Source organism: Phenylobacterium sp. (genome assembly GCF_004297125.1).
Taxonomy (GTDB): domain Bacteria; phylum Pseudomonadota; class Alphaproteobacteria; order Caulobacterales; family Caulobacteraceae; genus Phenylobacterium.
In genome coordinates, this window is the sequence record NZ_SCVD01000028.1 from 22,486 (window position 1) to 36,132 (window position 13,647).

General features: G+C 70.8%; 14 protein-coding genes. 3 read left to right on the forward strand and 11 right to left on the reverse strand.

Annotated elements, in window-relative coordinates:
- Positions 1-8: 8 nt before the first annotated feature.
- The 5 genes from EPO51_RS20190 to EPO51_RS20210 all read right to left on the reverse strand — a co-directional run bounded on the left by EPO51_RS20190 (position 9) and on the right by EPO51_RS20210 (position 4,300).
- The gene (locus tag EPO51_RS20190) at positions 9-398 is read right to left on the reverse strand and encodes a RidA family protein (RefSeq protein WP_293353936.1); all 390 of its coding nucleotides are present in this window, start codon (positions 396-398) and stop codon (positions 9-11) included.
- Positions 395-1,411, reverse strand: coding sequence for a DODA-type extradiol aromatic ring-opening family dioxygenase (locus tag EPO51_RS20195; protein WP_293353938.1), 1,017 nt, complete (start codon positions 1,409-1,411; stop codon positions 395-397). The genes EPO51_RS20190 and EPO51_RS20195 overlap by 4 nt, the downstream gene beginning before the upstream one ends.
- A gap of 7 nt (positions 1,412-1,418) precedes the next feature.
- Entirely contained in the window at positions 1,419-2,432 is a 1,014-nt protein-coding gene (locus EPO51_RS20200; protein WP_293353940.1) for an amidohydrolase family protein, read from the reverse strand.
- A 17-nt stretch (positions 2,433-2,449) separates the two neighbouring features.
- A complete protein-coding gene (locus EPO51_RS20205) occupies positions 2,450-3,103 on the reverse strand; it encodes an RraA family protein (RefSeq protein ID WP_293353942.1) in 654 nt (217 codons plus the stop codon).
- A gap of 123 nt (positions 3,104-3,226) precedes the next feature.
- Complete coding sequence (locus EPO51_RS20210; protein ID WP_293353943.1) at positions 3,227-4,300, reverse strand: aromatic ring-hydroxylating dioxygenase subunit alpha; 1,074 nt, start codon at positions 4,298-4,300, stop codon at positions 3,227-3,229.
- A gap of 123 nt (positions 4,301-4,423) precedes the next feature.
- Between EPO51_RS20210 and EPO51_RS20215 the strand changes: the two genes are divergently transcribed.
- Entirely contained in the window at positions 4,424-5,488 is a 1,065-nt protein-coding gene (locus EPO51_RS20215) for an aromatic ring-hydroxylating oxygenase subunit alpha (protein ID WP_293353945.1), read from the forward strand.
- A 68-nt stretch (positions 5,489-5,556) separates the two neighbouring features.
- Positions 5,557-7,161, forward strand: a complete 1,605-nt coding sequence (locus EPO51_RS20220; RefSeq protein ID WP_293353947.1) for a fatty acyl-CoA synthetase — start codon at positions 5,557-5,559, stop codon at positions 7,159-7,161.
- On the opposite strand, the gene EPO51_RS20225 is transcribed toward EPO51_RS20220, so the two are convergent.
- The 6 genes from EPO51_RS20225 to EPO51_RS20250 all read right to left on the reverse strand — a co-directional run bounded on the left by EPO51_RS20225 (position 7,158) and on the right by EPO51_RS20250 (position 13,309).
- The gene (locus tag EPO51_RS20225; protein WP_293353949.1) at positions 7,158-8,132 is read right to left on the reverse strand and encodes an alpha/beta fold hydrolase; all 975 of its coding nucleotides are present in this window, start codon (positions 8,130-8,132) and stop codon (positions 7,158-7,160) included. The two genes, EPO51_RS20220 and EPO51_RS20225, sit on opposite strands and share 4 nt — an antisense overlap.
- 64 nt (positions 8,133-8,196) lie before the next feature.
- Positions 8,197-8,934 carry a c-type cytochrome gene (locus tag EPO51_RS20230; RefSeq protein ID WP_293353951.1) on the reverse strand — a complete coding sequence of 246 codons (738 nt, stop codon included), beginning with the start codon at positions 8,932-8,934 and terminating at the stop codon, positions 8,197-8,199.
- A gap of 121 nt (positions 8,935-9,055) precedes the next feature.
- Entirely contained in the window at positions 9,056-9,517 is a 462-nt protein-coding gene (locus EPO51_RS20235) for an Hsp20/alpha crystallin family protein (RefSeq protein ID WP_293353953.1), read from the reverse strand.
- Positions 9,518-9,645: 128 nt separating this feature from the next.
- Positions 9,646-10,461, reverse strand: a complete 816-nt coding sequence (locus EPO51_RS20240) for an LOG family protein (protein WP_293353955.1) — start codon at positions 10,459-10,461, stop codon at positions 9,646-9,648.
- Between the two features lie 17 nt (positions 10,462-10,478).
- Positions 10,479-10,724, reverse strand: coding sequence for a hypothetical protein (locus EPO51_RS20245; protein WP_293353957.1), 246 nt, complete (start codon positions 10,722-10,724; stop codon positions 10,479-10,481).
- A gap of 68 nt (positions 10,725-10,792) precedes the next feature.
- Positions 10,793-13,309, reverse strand: a complete 2,517-nt coding sequence (locus EPO51_RS20250; RefSeq protein ID WP_293353959.1) for a cation-translocating P-type ATPase — start codon at positions 13,307-13,309, stop codon at positions 10,793-10,795.
- Between the two features lie 6 nt (positions 13,310-13,315).
- On the opposite strand from EPO51_RS20250, the gene EPO51_RS20255 reads away from it, so the two are divergent.
- Complete coding sequence (locus EPO51_RS20255; protein WP_293353961.1) at positions 13,316-13,642, forward strand: hypothetical protein; 327 nt, start codon at positions 13,316-13,318, stop codon at positions 13,640-13,642.
- The last annotated feature ends 5 nt before the right edge of the window (positions 13,643-13,647 follow it).

Here is a 13,647-nt window from a genome sequence, read left to right on the forward strand (position 1 = left end):
CCTCCGCCCTATTCCGCCGCCCAGGCGGTGACGTCGCACTGGACGAGCATGTTCGCCGGGAGATGGTCGTTCTGCTGGGTGTGCCGGGCCGGGCGCGAGGCCGGGTCGGGGAAGGCCTTCAGCCACTCGGCGTTCACCGCGGCGCGGGCCTCGGGCACCTTTACGTAGACCGTCATCCTGGCGACGTCGCCCAGACCGGCGCCGCCGACCTCCAGGATGCGGGCGAGATTGGCGAACATCAGCCGCGCCTGCTCGCTCACGTCGTCGGGGATCTTCCCCGTGGTCGCGTCCAGTCCGTAGACGCCGCCGGTCATGATCAGCGGCCCGACCCGGCAAGCCGCCGGGATCGGCTGGGCCCCATGGGAGAACCCTTCCACCTCGATGCTTCGACGCGTCATCGCGCAGGCTCCTTGATGTCGCCGCCCCAGACGGCGAAGGCGACGCCGATGCCGGTGCCGGCCGGCGTCCGGTAGATCGGCTGGTATTCGCACCAGGCAAGCGGCAAGCCCTCGAGGGCGCCGGCCGCCAGGACCCAGTTGAGGATCTCGGACGATCCGGAATTCAGGGCGCCGCGGGGGATGTCGCACAGCGCCTCTCCGCCCCCGTTCCGCAGTCCCTCGATCACCCGCCGGTCCAGCACTTCGTCGACCACGAAGTGGCTGAGCCCGCCGGAGGCGATGATCGCCACCCGCAAGTCCGCCGGGCTGGCCTCGAGGGCTCCTTTGAGGGCGCGGCCGATCCCGTGGCAGCGGGACGCGCTGGGCACGTTCGGCGGGTAGTAGGTGTTGAGCAGCACCGGCAGGACCGGGATCCGCCGTCCGCGGAACAGGCGGTTGACGATGAAGCCGTAGGCATGGCCGAAGCCGGCCTTGGTGGCGTCCTCGACCCGGGCCGAGACGGCGACGTCGACGTCGCGGTCCAGCAGGCCCTGGATCACGTCCAGCGCGAGCCGCGGCGCGCCGGGCAGCACATGGACCTCGTCCATCATGTAGCCTTCGCCCACTGTGCGCATCCAGTCGGGCAGCTCGTCGGCGCCGAACTTGTCGGACGTGGCGACCTCATCGCCGTAGAACACCGCGATGGCCGGCTGGTTGGCGGCGCTGAACAGTTCCTCCTGGTCGTCGCCGACGATCACCACCACGTCCGGGGCGGCGGCCTCCAGCGCATCGGCCAGCCGCTCCAGCGCCGCCTGGCAAAGCTCGGCCTTGCGTCGCAGCGCCTCGACCGTGACGACCTCGTCGTAGCGGTCGCCGACCTCCGCCTCGAGTTCGCCATAGGTGACCAGCCGGCCATCGGAGAGATTCAATCGCGGGTTGGCGTAGTCCGCGGCCGCGCGGTGGGCCCACTCCTCGGCTGGAAGCGTGAGCAGCGGCGTGTGGGACGAGCCGAGGCCGAGCACGATGCGCGCCATGTCGGGCTCAGACGTCCAGCCGGTTGAACAGCCGGCGCGCATTGTCCTCGAACAGACCCTTGCGATCGGCGTCGGTAAGGCCCGCGATGCTCTCTATGACCGGCTTCAGGTCGTCGAGCGGCCGGCCCGTCGCAGGATCGATCCCGCCGCCGCTGCCCGGCCGTTCGGTTCCGAAGCAGCAGCGGTCCGCGCCGACGACGTCGAACAGGAGCTCCAGCGATCCCTTGTTGTGTACGACGGTGTCGAACCAGAACCTCTTCAGGATGTCGTCGAAGCCGGGCGCGTCCTTGGCGATCTTCCCCGCCGCGCGCGCCATCTCGCGGTGCGAGCGCCAGCGGCCCACCTGGTAGGGGATCGCCCCGCCGCCATGGCTGATCATCAGCTTCAGGTCCGGGAAGCGATCGAACACGCCCGCGCGGTAGATCGAGGTGATCGCAAGGCTCTCCTCGGCGATGAAGTGCTCGTCGTAGGTCTCGCGGCCGTTGCAGCAATTGCCGCTGTGGATGTGGCCGGGCAGGTCCAGTTCGCAAAGGCGCTCGTAGAGTGGATACCAGTAGGGATCCCCCAGCGGCGGGGTCTTGCCGCTCCCCTCGCCCGGATCGGGATTGATCAGGACGCCCACGAAGCCGAGTTCCTCGGTGACGCGCTTGATCTCGTCGAACAGGCTGTCGACCGGCCGCCCCGCTTGCTGCGGCAGCGCGCCGACGCCGCGGAAGCGGGTCGGGTGCAGCTTGAGCGTGCGGGCGATCGTGTCGTTCTGGTCCCACACCCAGCTGGTGATGTTCTCCCAGCGCGCGTCGCCGTTCATCATCAGGAAGGGGCGCGGCGACAGCACCTGCACATCGGTTCCCACCGCGTCCATGATCGCCACGTTCTGAGCGGCGGATTTCTCCAGGTCCGCGTCGCCGACCACCGCACGATAGGGGTCGCCGTACTGCCCGCCGGAGACGTCGAGGTTGCTGCGATGCGCGTAGAGCGAGGCCGGGGCCACCAGGTGGGCGTGGGCGTCGATGATCGTCATGAAGGCGTCCCGGTTGGTCAGAGTTTGTAGACGTCGAGGGTGAGGGCGCCGGCGCGGACCTGCTCGAGGATCGCGACCTCGTCGGCGTCGCGTTGCGCGGCCGCGGGCACGGCGACGGCGGCGGCCTCCGGGCCCAGCACGACCACGCCGTCGGCGTCGCCGAACACCAGGTCGCCACGCCGGACCACCACCTCGCCGATCCGGATCGGCTCGCCCACGGCGCCAGCGCCGTTCGGGTCCTTGATCGTCCCGCGGATGCAGACGCCGGCCGAGAAGGTCGGCAGGCCCAGCTCGATCAGCCGCAGGCTGTCGCGGACGCCGCCGGTGATCACCAAACCCGCCAGGCCCCGGGCGAGCGCCGCGGTGGCCATGATCTCACCCCAGTAGCCGAACTCCACGCCGGCGCCGGTCTCGACGACCAGCACCTCGCCGGCTTTCGCCTCCGCGAGAGCGCGGTGGATCCAGAGATTGTCGCCGGCCGGGCAGCGCACCGGCAGCGCGCGGCCGCACAGGCGCATGATCGGGTCGATGGGCTTCAGGACGGCGGGCAGCGCGCCGGCCCGGCGCGCGGCCTCGTGCAGGCTGGCGGACGACAGGCTCGCCGCGGCGGCGACCAGATCGTCCGCGCAGGCCGCGGTCGCATGGACGCGCTCCGATCGTGGATGGGTCATGCCGCCTCCCGAGCCTCAGAGAAGTGCGGGTTCGCTCGCCCGCTTCGACTTTCTTATATGCACCACTTGGATAATTTAAAAGTCGATATTTTGCCGCCGGGAGATTTTTGCCATCGACGGGCGTCAGGCCTCCTCGGCGGCGCGACGCGCGATGATCCGGCGCATCAGCAGGCCCGCCCGGTCGCCGGTGACGCTGATCTCGTGGAAGTCGTCCGGCTCGGAGCTCCAGATCGCCTCGATGCGCTCCAACGCCTCGACGTCCTCGAGAAAGGTGTTCACGGCGCGGGTTCGGCTCGCCTCGGACAGCGCCTCGTCCTTGATCGCCACGTCCCGGGCGCTGGCCCAGAAGTAGTGGGTGGAGGTCGCCGTCTCGGGCGTGAACATGTGCAGGATCTTGAAGTGGAATTCGGCGCGCCCGCCGACCCCGCCCTCCAGGTCCTCGATGGTGGCGTGCGCCACATGGAAGGCGGGGGTCTTGAACCAGGACTCCGAGGTCCGGTTCACGCGATGGCCGAGATTGCCGATCGCAGAGCCGTAGCCGGCGTTCACCGGGTGGTCCTCCAGGCGTCGCGTGATCCGCACCGACGCCCCTGCCTCCGCCACCTCGAACGGCGCCTGGGCGTAGGCCAGGTCGCCGACCGCCTCACCGTGCAGGAACGGGAAGTGGGTGAGGTCGAGAACGTTCTCGTGCAGGCGGATGTAGTTGCACTTCACGTGCAGGTAGCCGCCGACGTGGGTGTAGTCAGGCGCGTGGAGCCACGGGTGCTCGGGGATGGCTCCCGGGTCGGCCTGGTCCGGATCGCCCATCCAGATCCAGACCAGCGGCGCCCGCTCGACCACCGGGAAGTTCTGGGCGCGCACCGCGCTCGGCACGAGGGCCTGGGACGGGATGCGAACGCAGGCGCCGTCGGCGCCGAAGGCCAGGCCATGGTAGCCGCAGACCACGACGTCGCCCTCAAGCTTTCCGTGCGACAGCGGGAACGAACGGTGCGGGCAGCGATTGCGGAGCGCCACGGGCGTCCCGTCCTCGCGCCGATATAGCAGCACCTCGACGCCCAGCAGCTTCCGCGCCGTGAGCTGGCGGCCGATCTCCCCGCTGAGCCCCGCCACGTACCATTCGCTCCGCACGAACGGCGTCGTGTGGTCCGCCAGCCGGCTTGACCTCGCCCGCTCCCCCTCCCGCATCTGTACGCGCATCCCGACCTCCCTGTCGTTTTATCGTTGCGAAAAATATTGACCATGTGGATTAGTTTTTCAATGATCAACAGACCGAGCGGGTCGTCTCGGCCCTGAAAAACAATATCGAGCGGGGAGGCCCCAATGGCCGAAATGGCGCCTTGGGCGGCGAACGCCTGGTACGTGGCGTGCACGCCAGACGAGATCGACGCCAAGCCGCTGGGTCGGCAGATCTGCGGCGAGCGGATGGTGTTCTTCCGGCCCCGCGCCGGCGCCGTGGCGGCGCTGGAGGACTTCTGCCCGCATCGGGGGGCGCCGCTGTCGCTTGGCTTCGTCGAGGACGGCGATCTGGTGTGCGGCTACCACGGCCTGGCGGTCGACTGCGCCGGCCGCGCGGCGCGCATGCCGTCTCAGCGCGTGTCGGGCTTCCCGCCGACCCGCGCCTTTCCGGTTGTCGAGCGCTACGGCTTCATCTGGGTCTGGCCGGGCGACCCGGCCCTGGCCGACCCGGCCGGCCTGCCCGACCTGCCCTGGGCCGAGAGCCCGGACTGGGTCTACGCGGGCGGACTCTACAACATCGCCTGCGACTACCGGCTGATGATCGACAACCTCATGGACCTGACCCACGAGACCTATGTCCACGCCACCAGCGTCGGCCAGAAGGAGATCGACGAGGCGCCCGTGGAGACGCGGGTCGAGGGGGACGAGGTGGTCACCAGCCGGCTGATGCCCAACATTCCAGCCCCTCCTCTCTGGCGGCAGGGACTGATCGACGCCGGCCTCCCGGGCGACGCGCCGGTGGATCGCTGGCAGGTCTGCCGGTTCTCTCCCCCCAGCCACGTGATGATCGATGTGGGGGTGGCGCTTGCGGGACGCGGCGGTCCGGAGGCGGACCTCGGCGACAAGGTCTTCAGCATCGTCGTGGACTTCATCACACCCGAGACGCCTGCGTCGCACTGGTACTTCTGGGGCGCCGCCTCGCGAAACGTCGGCAGGCCCGACCTGGTGGCCGCGCGACGCGAAGCCCAGGGCAAGGTCTTCGCCGAGGACCGCGCGATGCTGGAGCGACAGCAGCGGAACCTCGACGCCCATCCCGGCCGGCGGCTCCTGAAGCTGAACATCGACGCGGGAGGCGTCCATTCGCGCCGGATCATCGATCGCCTGATCGCGGCGGAAGCGTCGGCGACGTCCGCGAGCAGCGCCGCCTAGTTGGCGAGCGCGCCTGCGTGGTGTCGTCTGGCGATCCACGGCCAGGTGAGGATCGGAAGGAGTTGGACGTGTTCTCCACTGAAACCCAGACGCTGGTCGACCGCACGCGCGGCCGGCTGGTCAGCGACATCGTACGCCTGCAGGCCCGCCGGACGCCGGCGAAGACCGCCCTGGTCTACGAGGGCCACCGCGACACCTACGCCGAGCTCGACCGCCTGGTCGACCGGACCGCCAACGCCCTGCGCGCCCGTGGCGTGACCGAAGGCGACCGCGTCGCCGTCTTCTCGCACAACAACCGGGCCTATGTGGTCCTGCGCTTTGCGATCATCCGCGCCGGCGCTGTCTTCACGCCGATCAACTTCATGCTGGGCGCCGCGGAGGTCGCCTACATTCTGGAGCATGCGGGCGCCCGGGCCGTGGTCGCCGAGGACGCGCTCGCCGCCATCTGCGAGGAGGCGTTCGCCCTGATGGCGTCGCCGCCCACCCTGAAGGCCTATGTGCGACATGCGGACGTCGCCGCGCCGGCCGGTTGGGCCGACGCCGACGCCTGGCTCGACCACATCGACGCCAGTCCCCTTCGCTCGAACCGCGGCGAGGACGACCCGGTCCAGCTCATGTACACGAGCGGCACGGAGTCCCGGCCGAAGGGCGCGCTGCTGAGCTCGCGATGCCTCATGGCCCAGTACGTCAGCTGCATCGTCGATGGCGGCATGGACGCCGCCGACGTGGAACTCCACTGCCTGCCGCTCTACCACTGCGCCCAGCTGGACTGTTTCCTGAGCGTCGACCTCTATCTCGGCGCCACCAGCATCCTGCTTCGGGCGCCCGATCCCGCCGCGATGCTGGCGACGATCGAGACCGAACGGGTCACCAAACTGTTCTGCCCGCCGACCGTCTGGATTTCGCTGCTGCGCCACCCGGACTTCGAGCGGCGCGACCTCTCCTCGCTGGTCAAGGGCTACTACGGCGCCTCGATCATGCCGACGGCGATCATCGAGGAACTGCTGCGACGCCTGCCGGGCCTTCGCCTCTGGAACTTCTACGGCCAGACCGAGATGGCGCCGATGGCCACCGTCCTGAAGCCGCAGGACCAGCTGCGCAAGCTCGGCTCGGCCGGCGTCCCGGCCATCAATGTCGAGACCCGCATCGTCGACGACGACGACAACGACGTTCCCCTGGGCGAGGTGGGCGAGATCGTCCACCGCAGTCCCCAGGCGATGCTGGGCTACCACGACGACGATGCGAAGACCGCCGACGCGTTCCGCAACGGCTGGTTCCACAGCGGCGATCTCGGCCGCCTGGACGAGGACGGCTACCTCTACGTCGTCGATCGCAAGAAGGACATGATCAAGACCGGCGGCGAGAACGTCGCCAGCCGCGAGATCGAGGAGGTGCTCTTCGCCCATCCTCGCGTCGCCGAGGCGGCAGTGTTCGGCGTCCCCCACGAGCGCTGGATCGAAGCGGTGACCGCCGTCGTCGTGGCACGCTCCGGCGAAGCGCTGGAGGCGGACGAGCTCGAGGCTCATTGTCGTGACAACCTCGCCGGCTACAAGCGGCCGAAGCGGATCGTCGTGGTGGAGGCGCTGCCGAAGAACGCCAGCGGCAAGATCCTGAAACGTGAACTCCGCGATCGCTTCGCTGCCGTCACGCCGACCTCCGCAGGGCCATCCTAGGCTGGCGACCCGGCGGCCGGTGCGGCCTCGAGGAACGCGCGAACCTCCGCGCGCACCTGTTCCCCGCGCCCGACCAGGAGGTGTCCGCCGGTGTCGTAGACGACCAGGCGTGCGCCGGGGATCCGACCCGCTGCGTGGCGGGCGGCCGGCAGGGTGTTGAAGAGATCGTCCCGGGCCGAGACGATCAGGGTCGGCGCCGAGATCCGCTCCAGCGGCAGCTCGTGCAGGTCCGGCGTGCTGTCCACATTGATGCCGCGATAGCGCAGCGACAGGGGCTCGACGCTTCGGGCGATCTCCATGACGCGCGCCCTCTCGGCGGGCGATGCGCCGGCGACCAGATCCGGCCGGACCCCCAGGAAGCGGACGAGGACGGACGGCGCCATCTTCATCGCGGCCCACCATGCGAAATCGCCGCCGGCGTTCACCGCCCAGAAGGCGAACCGGCTGCCGCGGCTGGGCTCGATCGCCACGGGGCTCTCCGGCGCGTAGAGGCCGGGGACGATGAGGATCAGGGCCGCGACCCGCTCGGGCCGCCGCAGCGCCAGCTCCACAGCCGACCGGGCGCCCGCCGAGACGCCGAGGACCACCGCCCGAGGGATCCCGAGCGCCTCGAGCAGGCCCGCGTGGGCTTCGGCCTGCGCGGCGGGCGACGCGTCCGACGGAACGGGGGTGCGCAGGTAGCCGAACCGCGACGGGGCGACGACGCGACCGGCCGCGCCGACCAGTTCGGCGGCGTTGGCGAGGCCCTGGTCGAAGCCGCCGCCGGCGCCGTGGATCGACAGCAGCACCGGGCCGGCGCCGTGGTCGGCGTACTCGATCGGCTGGCTGGCCAGGCTCATCACCCGGCTTCCCTGGCGTACGCTCTTCCGGGCGCGGCCAAGGTCCGTCCGAAAGCGCCAGGCGACGCCGCCAAGCGCCGCGGCCGCTACCGCTGCGAGACCGCCGCCGATCAGCGCCTTGCGCCGCGTCATCGTAGACTCTCCATGGAACCGGCATGCCCCGGCCTGGGCTGCGCTCGGATAGGCCTGCTCCGTCCTATCCGCGCGTCTCCTGGGTTCGCGCGCCCCGTTGCCTCACCTGGATGCTTTGCAGGTAGCGCAGGATCGCCTCGACTTCCGGCGGCGCGAACCGGAACTCGGGCATCTCCGGGTGGCCCGTGAGAATCCCCTCCGCGAGGGCCTCGCCCAGCGCCTCCACGTCGTAGCGTTGCGAGAGGTCGCGGAAGGCCGGCGCCCCGGGCCGGGGGCTCTCGTCCGAGCGCCCGACCGCATGGCAGAGGCCGCAGTTGCGGACCACGAGGGCGCGGCCGAGCGCGAGCGTCGGTTCGGCGACGCTGCGGGCTTCATCCGCTTGCGCGGAGGCGGGCATGGGAGCCCTGAGAGGCCCGTTCTGCGCGTGCGAGGGGGGCTCGGCGCGTCCGCGCGAGCCGGCGTCTCGTTCGCCGAGGCTCTCGACATAGGCCACGACGTCATCGACCTGCTGGGCGCTCAACGCGACCGGCGCCATCCCGTAGTGGCCCTGACGCGTCAGGACCTCGACCCGGCCGTCGAGCCCCGCCGTATGCTGCATTTCCCGGCTCGCGAACGCAGGCGCCCGCGGTTGCGGGCTGACGCCGCCCGGCTCGACCGCATGGCACGCTGCGCAGAGCCGGAGCGCCACCTCGTGGCCGCGCCCGGCGGGCGTCGGCGCGGCTTCGTGTTGCGCCCCGAGGACAGCGCAGCCGCCCAAGGCCAGGCACAGGAACGAAACGGAAAGCAAGGAGCACGTTCGCATGGACCTCTCCCTGTCGGGGTAGCCTCGGCAAGATTCCGCGTCCGCGCGGGGCCGGACAATTGCAGCCCGCCCCGACCGGGATCCGGCCGGGACGGGCGGGTCACCGGTTCGGAGTCGGGGACTATTGCGATTGAATCTCGATGGTCTTGGCCTCGACGCCGGCGCGCTTGGGGATGGCGATGGTCAGCACGCCGTTCTTCATGGTGGCGTCGATCTTGGAGCCATCCGCGCTGCGCGGCAGGTAGATCGAGCGCGAGAACCGGCCGAAGCTGCGTTCCGTGAGACGCATGGCGCCCTCGGTCTTCTCGCGGGTCTCCGACTTCTCGCCGCTCACGGTGAGCACCTCGTCCTCCGCCGTGATCTGGATCTGGTCGCGGGTGAGGCCCGGCACTTCGAGCGTGACCTTGAGACCGGCCTTGGTCTCGGCCACGTCCATGCTGGGCGCGAAATGGGTTTCGGTGAGGGCGTTGAAGCCGTCGCCGAGCTCGTCAAAGAAGCGGTTGAACTCCCGCTGCAGCGGGGCGAACGCGTGCTTGGCGTTGCGTTGCAGGGCCGGCACGAAGTCCTGGGGGGTGGTAGTCATGGGAGCCTCCTTGGCTGACGTCGGCAGCTAAGCCGCCGCGACGCCGCTGCGCCTTGCGCGAGGTCAAAGTTTCGGAAGGTTCGGCGCAGGCTTCCGCGCACGAGAACGACCGAGCGCGGGCGGAGCGACTACCGATGGACATCGGCCGCGGCTGGCCACAGGGGCTCGGCGCCCGGACGCACGCCGCCTTCCATGAGCCGGGTCCAGACATCCTCCGGGGTCTTCGCGAACCGGAGCAGCGCCAGGTCGGACGCCGAGATCATTCCCGCCTTCGCCAGGCCGTCGAAGTTGATGACCTCGCGCCAGTAGGCCTCGTCGAACAGCACGATGGGGATCGGCGGCGACTTGCGCGTCTGGCGAAGCGTCAGGAGCTCGAACAGCTCGTCCAGGGTGCCGAAGCCACCGGGGAAGATCACCAGTCCATTGGCGCGCATCGCAAGGTGCATCTTGCGCATGGCGAAGTAGTGGAAGCGGAAGGTCAGCTCCGGCGTCGAATAGGCGTTCGGCTGCTGCTCTTCCGGCAAGCTGATGTTGAAGCCGATCGACACGGCCCCGACGTCCGCGGCGCCGCGATTGGCCGCCTCCATGATCCCGGGGCCTCCGCCCGTGGCGATCACGTTGTGGCGCTTGCCGCCGGCGTCGAGCATCGCCCCGCCTTGCCGCGACGCCAGGGTCCCGAAGGCCCGCGCCGCCGCGTACCAGCGCCGGTGATCCTCAGGGCCGTCCTCCCGGATCCGCGCGCTGCCGAACACCACGAGGGTGGACGACACGCCATAGGCCCGGAGGATGTCGTCGGCCTTGGCGAACTCCAGCATGAAGCGCGTGCCGCGCATCGATCCCCGCAGCAGGAAATCCGCGTCGAGGGCGGCCAGCCGGTAGGAGGGCGACGCGAGCTGCGCGGCGTTCGCCGGCGCTGGCGTGGAGGGGCGGATCGCCTGAGACATGGCGGACGGCTCCCGCCTCAATGGGCGCGATGGACCGAGAGTTCGGCCTCACGCGGCAGGCCATAGGCCCGCTGGCACGCCGGCAGGCGGGTCGCCATGCGGGTCGCCTCGCGCATGGAGGTGAAGGCGGTCGCCGCTTCCGGGTCCCCGACCCAGATCGCGCGGCCGGCCGGCATCACGAGCAGGTAGCTCTCCGCGTCGGACCCCTGATCGGTTCGGGCGACCACGGCGGGGTTGGAAGTGAAGGCGCTGGAAGTGAGCATTGCGATCTCCCGATCTGTGACGGGGAGCTAACCCCTCCGCGCCAAGCCCGGCCATTCGGGAGCCTTCCCTAGGTAGCGGTACGGAGCCGCAGGCGGCCGGCCGCGGCGACGGCCAGCCCCGCCGCCATCCCAAGGCCGGCGGACGTCCCGCTGATCGCGAGAGATGGCTGGTTGAAGCCGAAAAGGCCCGCCAGAGGAGGGACCGCCAGGGCGGCCGTGACGCCCGCGGCCGCGAGACCGGCGATGGCGGCGAAGGCCATCCGTTGATGCGCCTCGCCCCGGGGTCCGGCGCCGGCGAGCACAGCGGCCGCGCCCAGATTGGCGGCCACGACGAAGACGAACGCCGCCGCGCGGGCCGCGGAAGCGTCCTGACCGCTCCGCAGGAGGGCGAGGTAGAGGCCGAAGCCGCCGGCCAGCAGGACCAGTCCTTGAGCGATGGCTCCCGTCAGTCGCGCCGGCGTGAGCAGCGAGGCGGCGGCCGTCCGCGGCGGGCGACGCATGGCGTCAGGGGCCGCGGATCGACCTTCGAACACCAGGGCGCACATGGGATCGATCACCAGCTCCAGCAGCACCACCTGCATGGGGAAGAGCACCGGCGGGACGCCGAGGAGCGGCGGCAGCAACGCCAGCCCGGCCATCGGAATATGCACCACCACCAAATAGGCGAGCGCCGCCTTCAGGTTGGCGAAGATGCGCCGGCCCTCGGCGATCCCGGAGACGACTGAGGCGAACCGATCGTCGAGCAGGATCAGGTCCGACGCCTCACGGGCCACGTCGACGCCGCGCCCCCCCATGGCGACGCCGACGTCCGCCGCTTCCAGGGCGGGCGCGTCGTTCACGCCGTCGCCGAACATGCCGACCCGTTCGCCGTTGGCTTGCAGTGCGCGGACCAGGCGAAGCTTCTGGTCGGGGGCGACCCGGGCGAAGACCCTGACCTCCGCCACGGCCTCGCGCAGCTCACTGTCGGCAAGCGTCTGCAAGCGGGCGCCGGTGAGCACGCCGCCAGAGACGTCGAGCCCGGCGTCGCGGGCGATGGCCAGGGCGGTCTCGGGGAAGTCGCCGGTGATCATCACCACCCTCACCCCGGCCATGGCCGCGGCCGCGAGGGCGGGCGGCACGTCCTCCCGCACGGGATCCTCGAAGGCCACCAGGCCGTCGAACCGGAACACTTCTCCGCCCGGATCGCCGCCATCGTCCGAGGGGCGCTCGGCCCGGGCGACGCCCAGCACACGTAAGCCCTGTCGCGCGAAGGCGGTCACCGCCGCCTCGGCCGCAGCCCGATCGACGGGGTCCAGCCGGCAAAGGTCGAACACGGCCTCCGGCGCGCCCTTGGCCGCGTAAAGCACGTCCCCGGCCGGACCGGCCCAGGCCTGGATGAACGCGAGTCGGTCGGGCCGCAGGGGATAGGACCGCAGCGGCGGGTCGCTGCGGCTGCACGCCGATGCGGCGTGCAGCGCCCGGTCCATGGGATCCACGGGATGAACCGCGGAAGCCAGCACCGCGGCTTGCAGGATCGCGACGCCCGCGCCGTCGCTTCCGGAGACCTCGCCGCCACCGTCGGCCGCCCACAAGGCCGCGACGCCCATCTGGTTGCGGGTGAGGGTTCCGGTCTTGTCGACGCACAGCACGCTGATGCCGCCCAGGGCCTCGATGGCCGCCGTGCGCCGCACCAGGACCTGACCCTTGGCCATCCGCCCCCCGCCGAGCGCCAGGAAGACGGCCAGGACCATCGGGAATTCCTCGGGGATCAGGGCGATGCCCAGGGTAAGGGCCGCCAGGCCGCCGCCGATCCAGTCGCCGCGCAGCAGGCCGTAGGCGACCAGGACGGCGGCCGACAGGCCTAGGGCGAACAGGCCCAGCACACCCACCAGGCGGCGTGTCGTCCGCTGCAGCGGCGTCAGCGGTTCCGCGGCGTCCGCAAGCGCCGCGCCGATCTGGCCCAGCCGGGTGGCGGCGCCGGTGGCGGTCACGCGGGCGACACCGTGTCCCCTCACCAGCAGGCCGCCGGCAGAAATGCGGGCGTGCTCCGGAGGGTCCGCGCCATCGTCCGCTTCGGTCGAAGGCAGAGGCGTGCGGACTACGGGCGCCGACTCGCCGGTCAGGACCGACTCGTCGATGGAGAGGACGTCGCCGGCCACGAGCGCACCGTCGGCCGGCGCGCGCCCCCCCTCGCCCAGCAGCACCAGATCGCCACGGACCAGGTCCGAGGCGGCGATCCTATGCTCGGAACCATCGCGGATCACCCGCGCGGTCGGCTCGGCCAGGGCCTTGAGGGCCGCGAGCGCGCGCTCGCTGCGAGCCTCCTGGACGACCACCAGACTGATGGTGGTCACGGCGCCGAAAAGCAGGAAGACGGCCTCGGCGGTGTCGCCCAGCAGGAAGTAGAAGCCCACCGCGACCAGCAGCAGCAGAAGCATCGGCTCGCGCAGCACGTCCCGCACGATCTGCGGCAGCCGCCGTCGGCGCGGCTCGTTCATCCGGTTGGGGCCGTCCTGCGCGAGACGACGCGCCGCTTCGGCCTCCGTCAGGCCCTGCAGTCGGAGGGCGGCCGTGACCCCGGCGGGGGCGGTGGAGTCAGGGGGCATGCGGCCATGATCCATGCGGCGGGCGCCGGCGCCTTGATCCCGATCACCCTGGCCGCCGGCTCGATCGGCATCAAGGCCCCTCGTGGCCCACGTCGAGGTCGTGGCTACCGGCCTGCGCCGGGTGTAGACTCACCACTTCAGGACGAGGAGGCCGTGATGAGCTATGTCGCGTCCGAGAATATCCGTCGGTTCCGCGTCATGCTCGAAGCGCCGCTGTCGCCCGAGAGGCGCAGGACGATCGAGGCCCTCTTGGCGGCCGAACTCGCGGCGGTCGAGCAGGAGCAGCGCGAAACGCCCGCGGACCCGCCATACGTGCGCAAGGCCGAGCCCTGACGAAG

What these genes read in the sequence shown, in the direction of transcription:
- EPO51_RS20255 (WP_293353961.1), top strand. Translation starts at nt 13,316, where the DNA reads ATGATCCATGCGGCGGGCGCCGGCGCCTTGATCCCGATCACCCTGGCC.
- EPO51_RS20190 (WP_293353936.1), bottom strand. Translation starts at nt 398, where the DNA reads ATGACGCGTCGAAGCATCGAGGTGGAAGGGTTCTCCCATGGGGCCCAG.
- EPO51_RS20240 (WP_293353955.1), bottom strand. Translation starts at nt 10,461, where the DNA reads ATGTCTCAGGCGATCCGCCCCTCCACGCCAGCGCCGGCGAACGCCGCG.
- EPO51_RS20210 (WP_293353943.1), bottom strand. Translation starts at nt 4,300, where the DNA reads ATGCGCGTACAGATGCGGGAGGGGGAGCGGGCGAGGTCAAGCCGGCTG.
- EPO51_RS20235 (WP_293353953.1), bottom strand. Translation starts at nt 9,517, where the DNA reads ATGACTACCACCCCCCAGGACTTCGTGCCGGCCCTGCAACGCAACGCC.
- EPO51_RS20215 (WP_293353945.1), top strand. Translation starts at nt 4,424, where the DNA reads ATGGCCGAAATGGCGCCTTGGGCGGCGAACGCCTGGTACGTGGCGTGC.
- EPO51_RS20225 (WP_293353949.1), bottom strand. Translation starts at nt 8,132, where the DNA reads ATGACGCGGCGCAAGGCGCTGATCGGCGGCGGTCTCGCAGCGGTAGCG.
- EPO51_RS20205 (WP_293353942.1), bottom strand. Translation starts at nt 3,103, where the DNA reads ATGACCCATCCACGATCGGAGCGCGTCCATGCGACCGCGGCCTGCGCG.
- EPO51_RS20195 (WP_293353938.1), bottom strand. Translation starts at nt 1,411, where the DNA reads ATGGCGCGCATCGTGCTCGGCCTCGGCTCGTCCCACACGCCGCTGCTC.
- EPO51_RS20230 (WP_293353951.1), bottom strand. Translation starts at nt 8,934, where the DNA reads ATGCGAACGTGCTCCTTGCTTTCCGTTTCGTTCCTGTGCCTGGCCTTG.
- EPO51_RS20250 (WP_293353959.1), bottom strand. Translation starts at nt 13,309, where the DNA reads ATGCCCCCTGACTCCACCGCCCCCGCCGGGGTCACGGCCGCCCTCCGA.
- EPO51_RS20200 (WP_293353940.1), bottom strand. Translation starts at nt 2,432, where the DNA reads ATGACGATCATCGACGCCCACGCCCACCTGGTGGCCCCGGCCTCGCTC.
- EPO51_RS20245 (WP_293353957.1), bottom strand. Translation starts at nt 10,724, where the DNA reads ATGCTCACTTCCAGCGCCTTCACTTCCAACCCCGCCGTGGTCGCCCGA.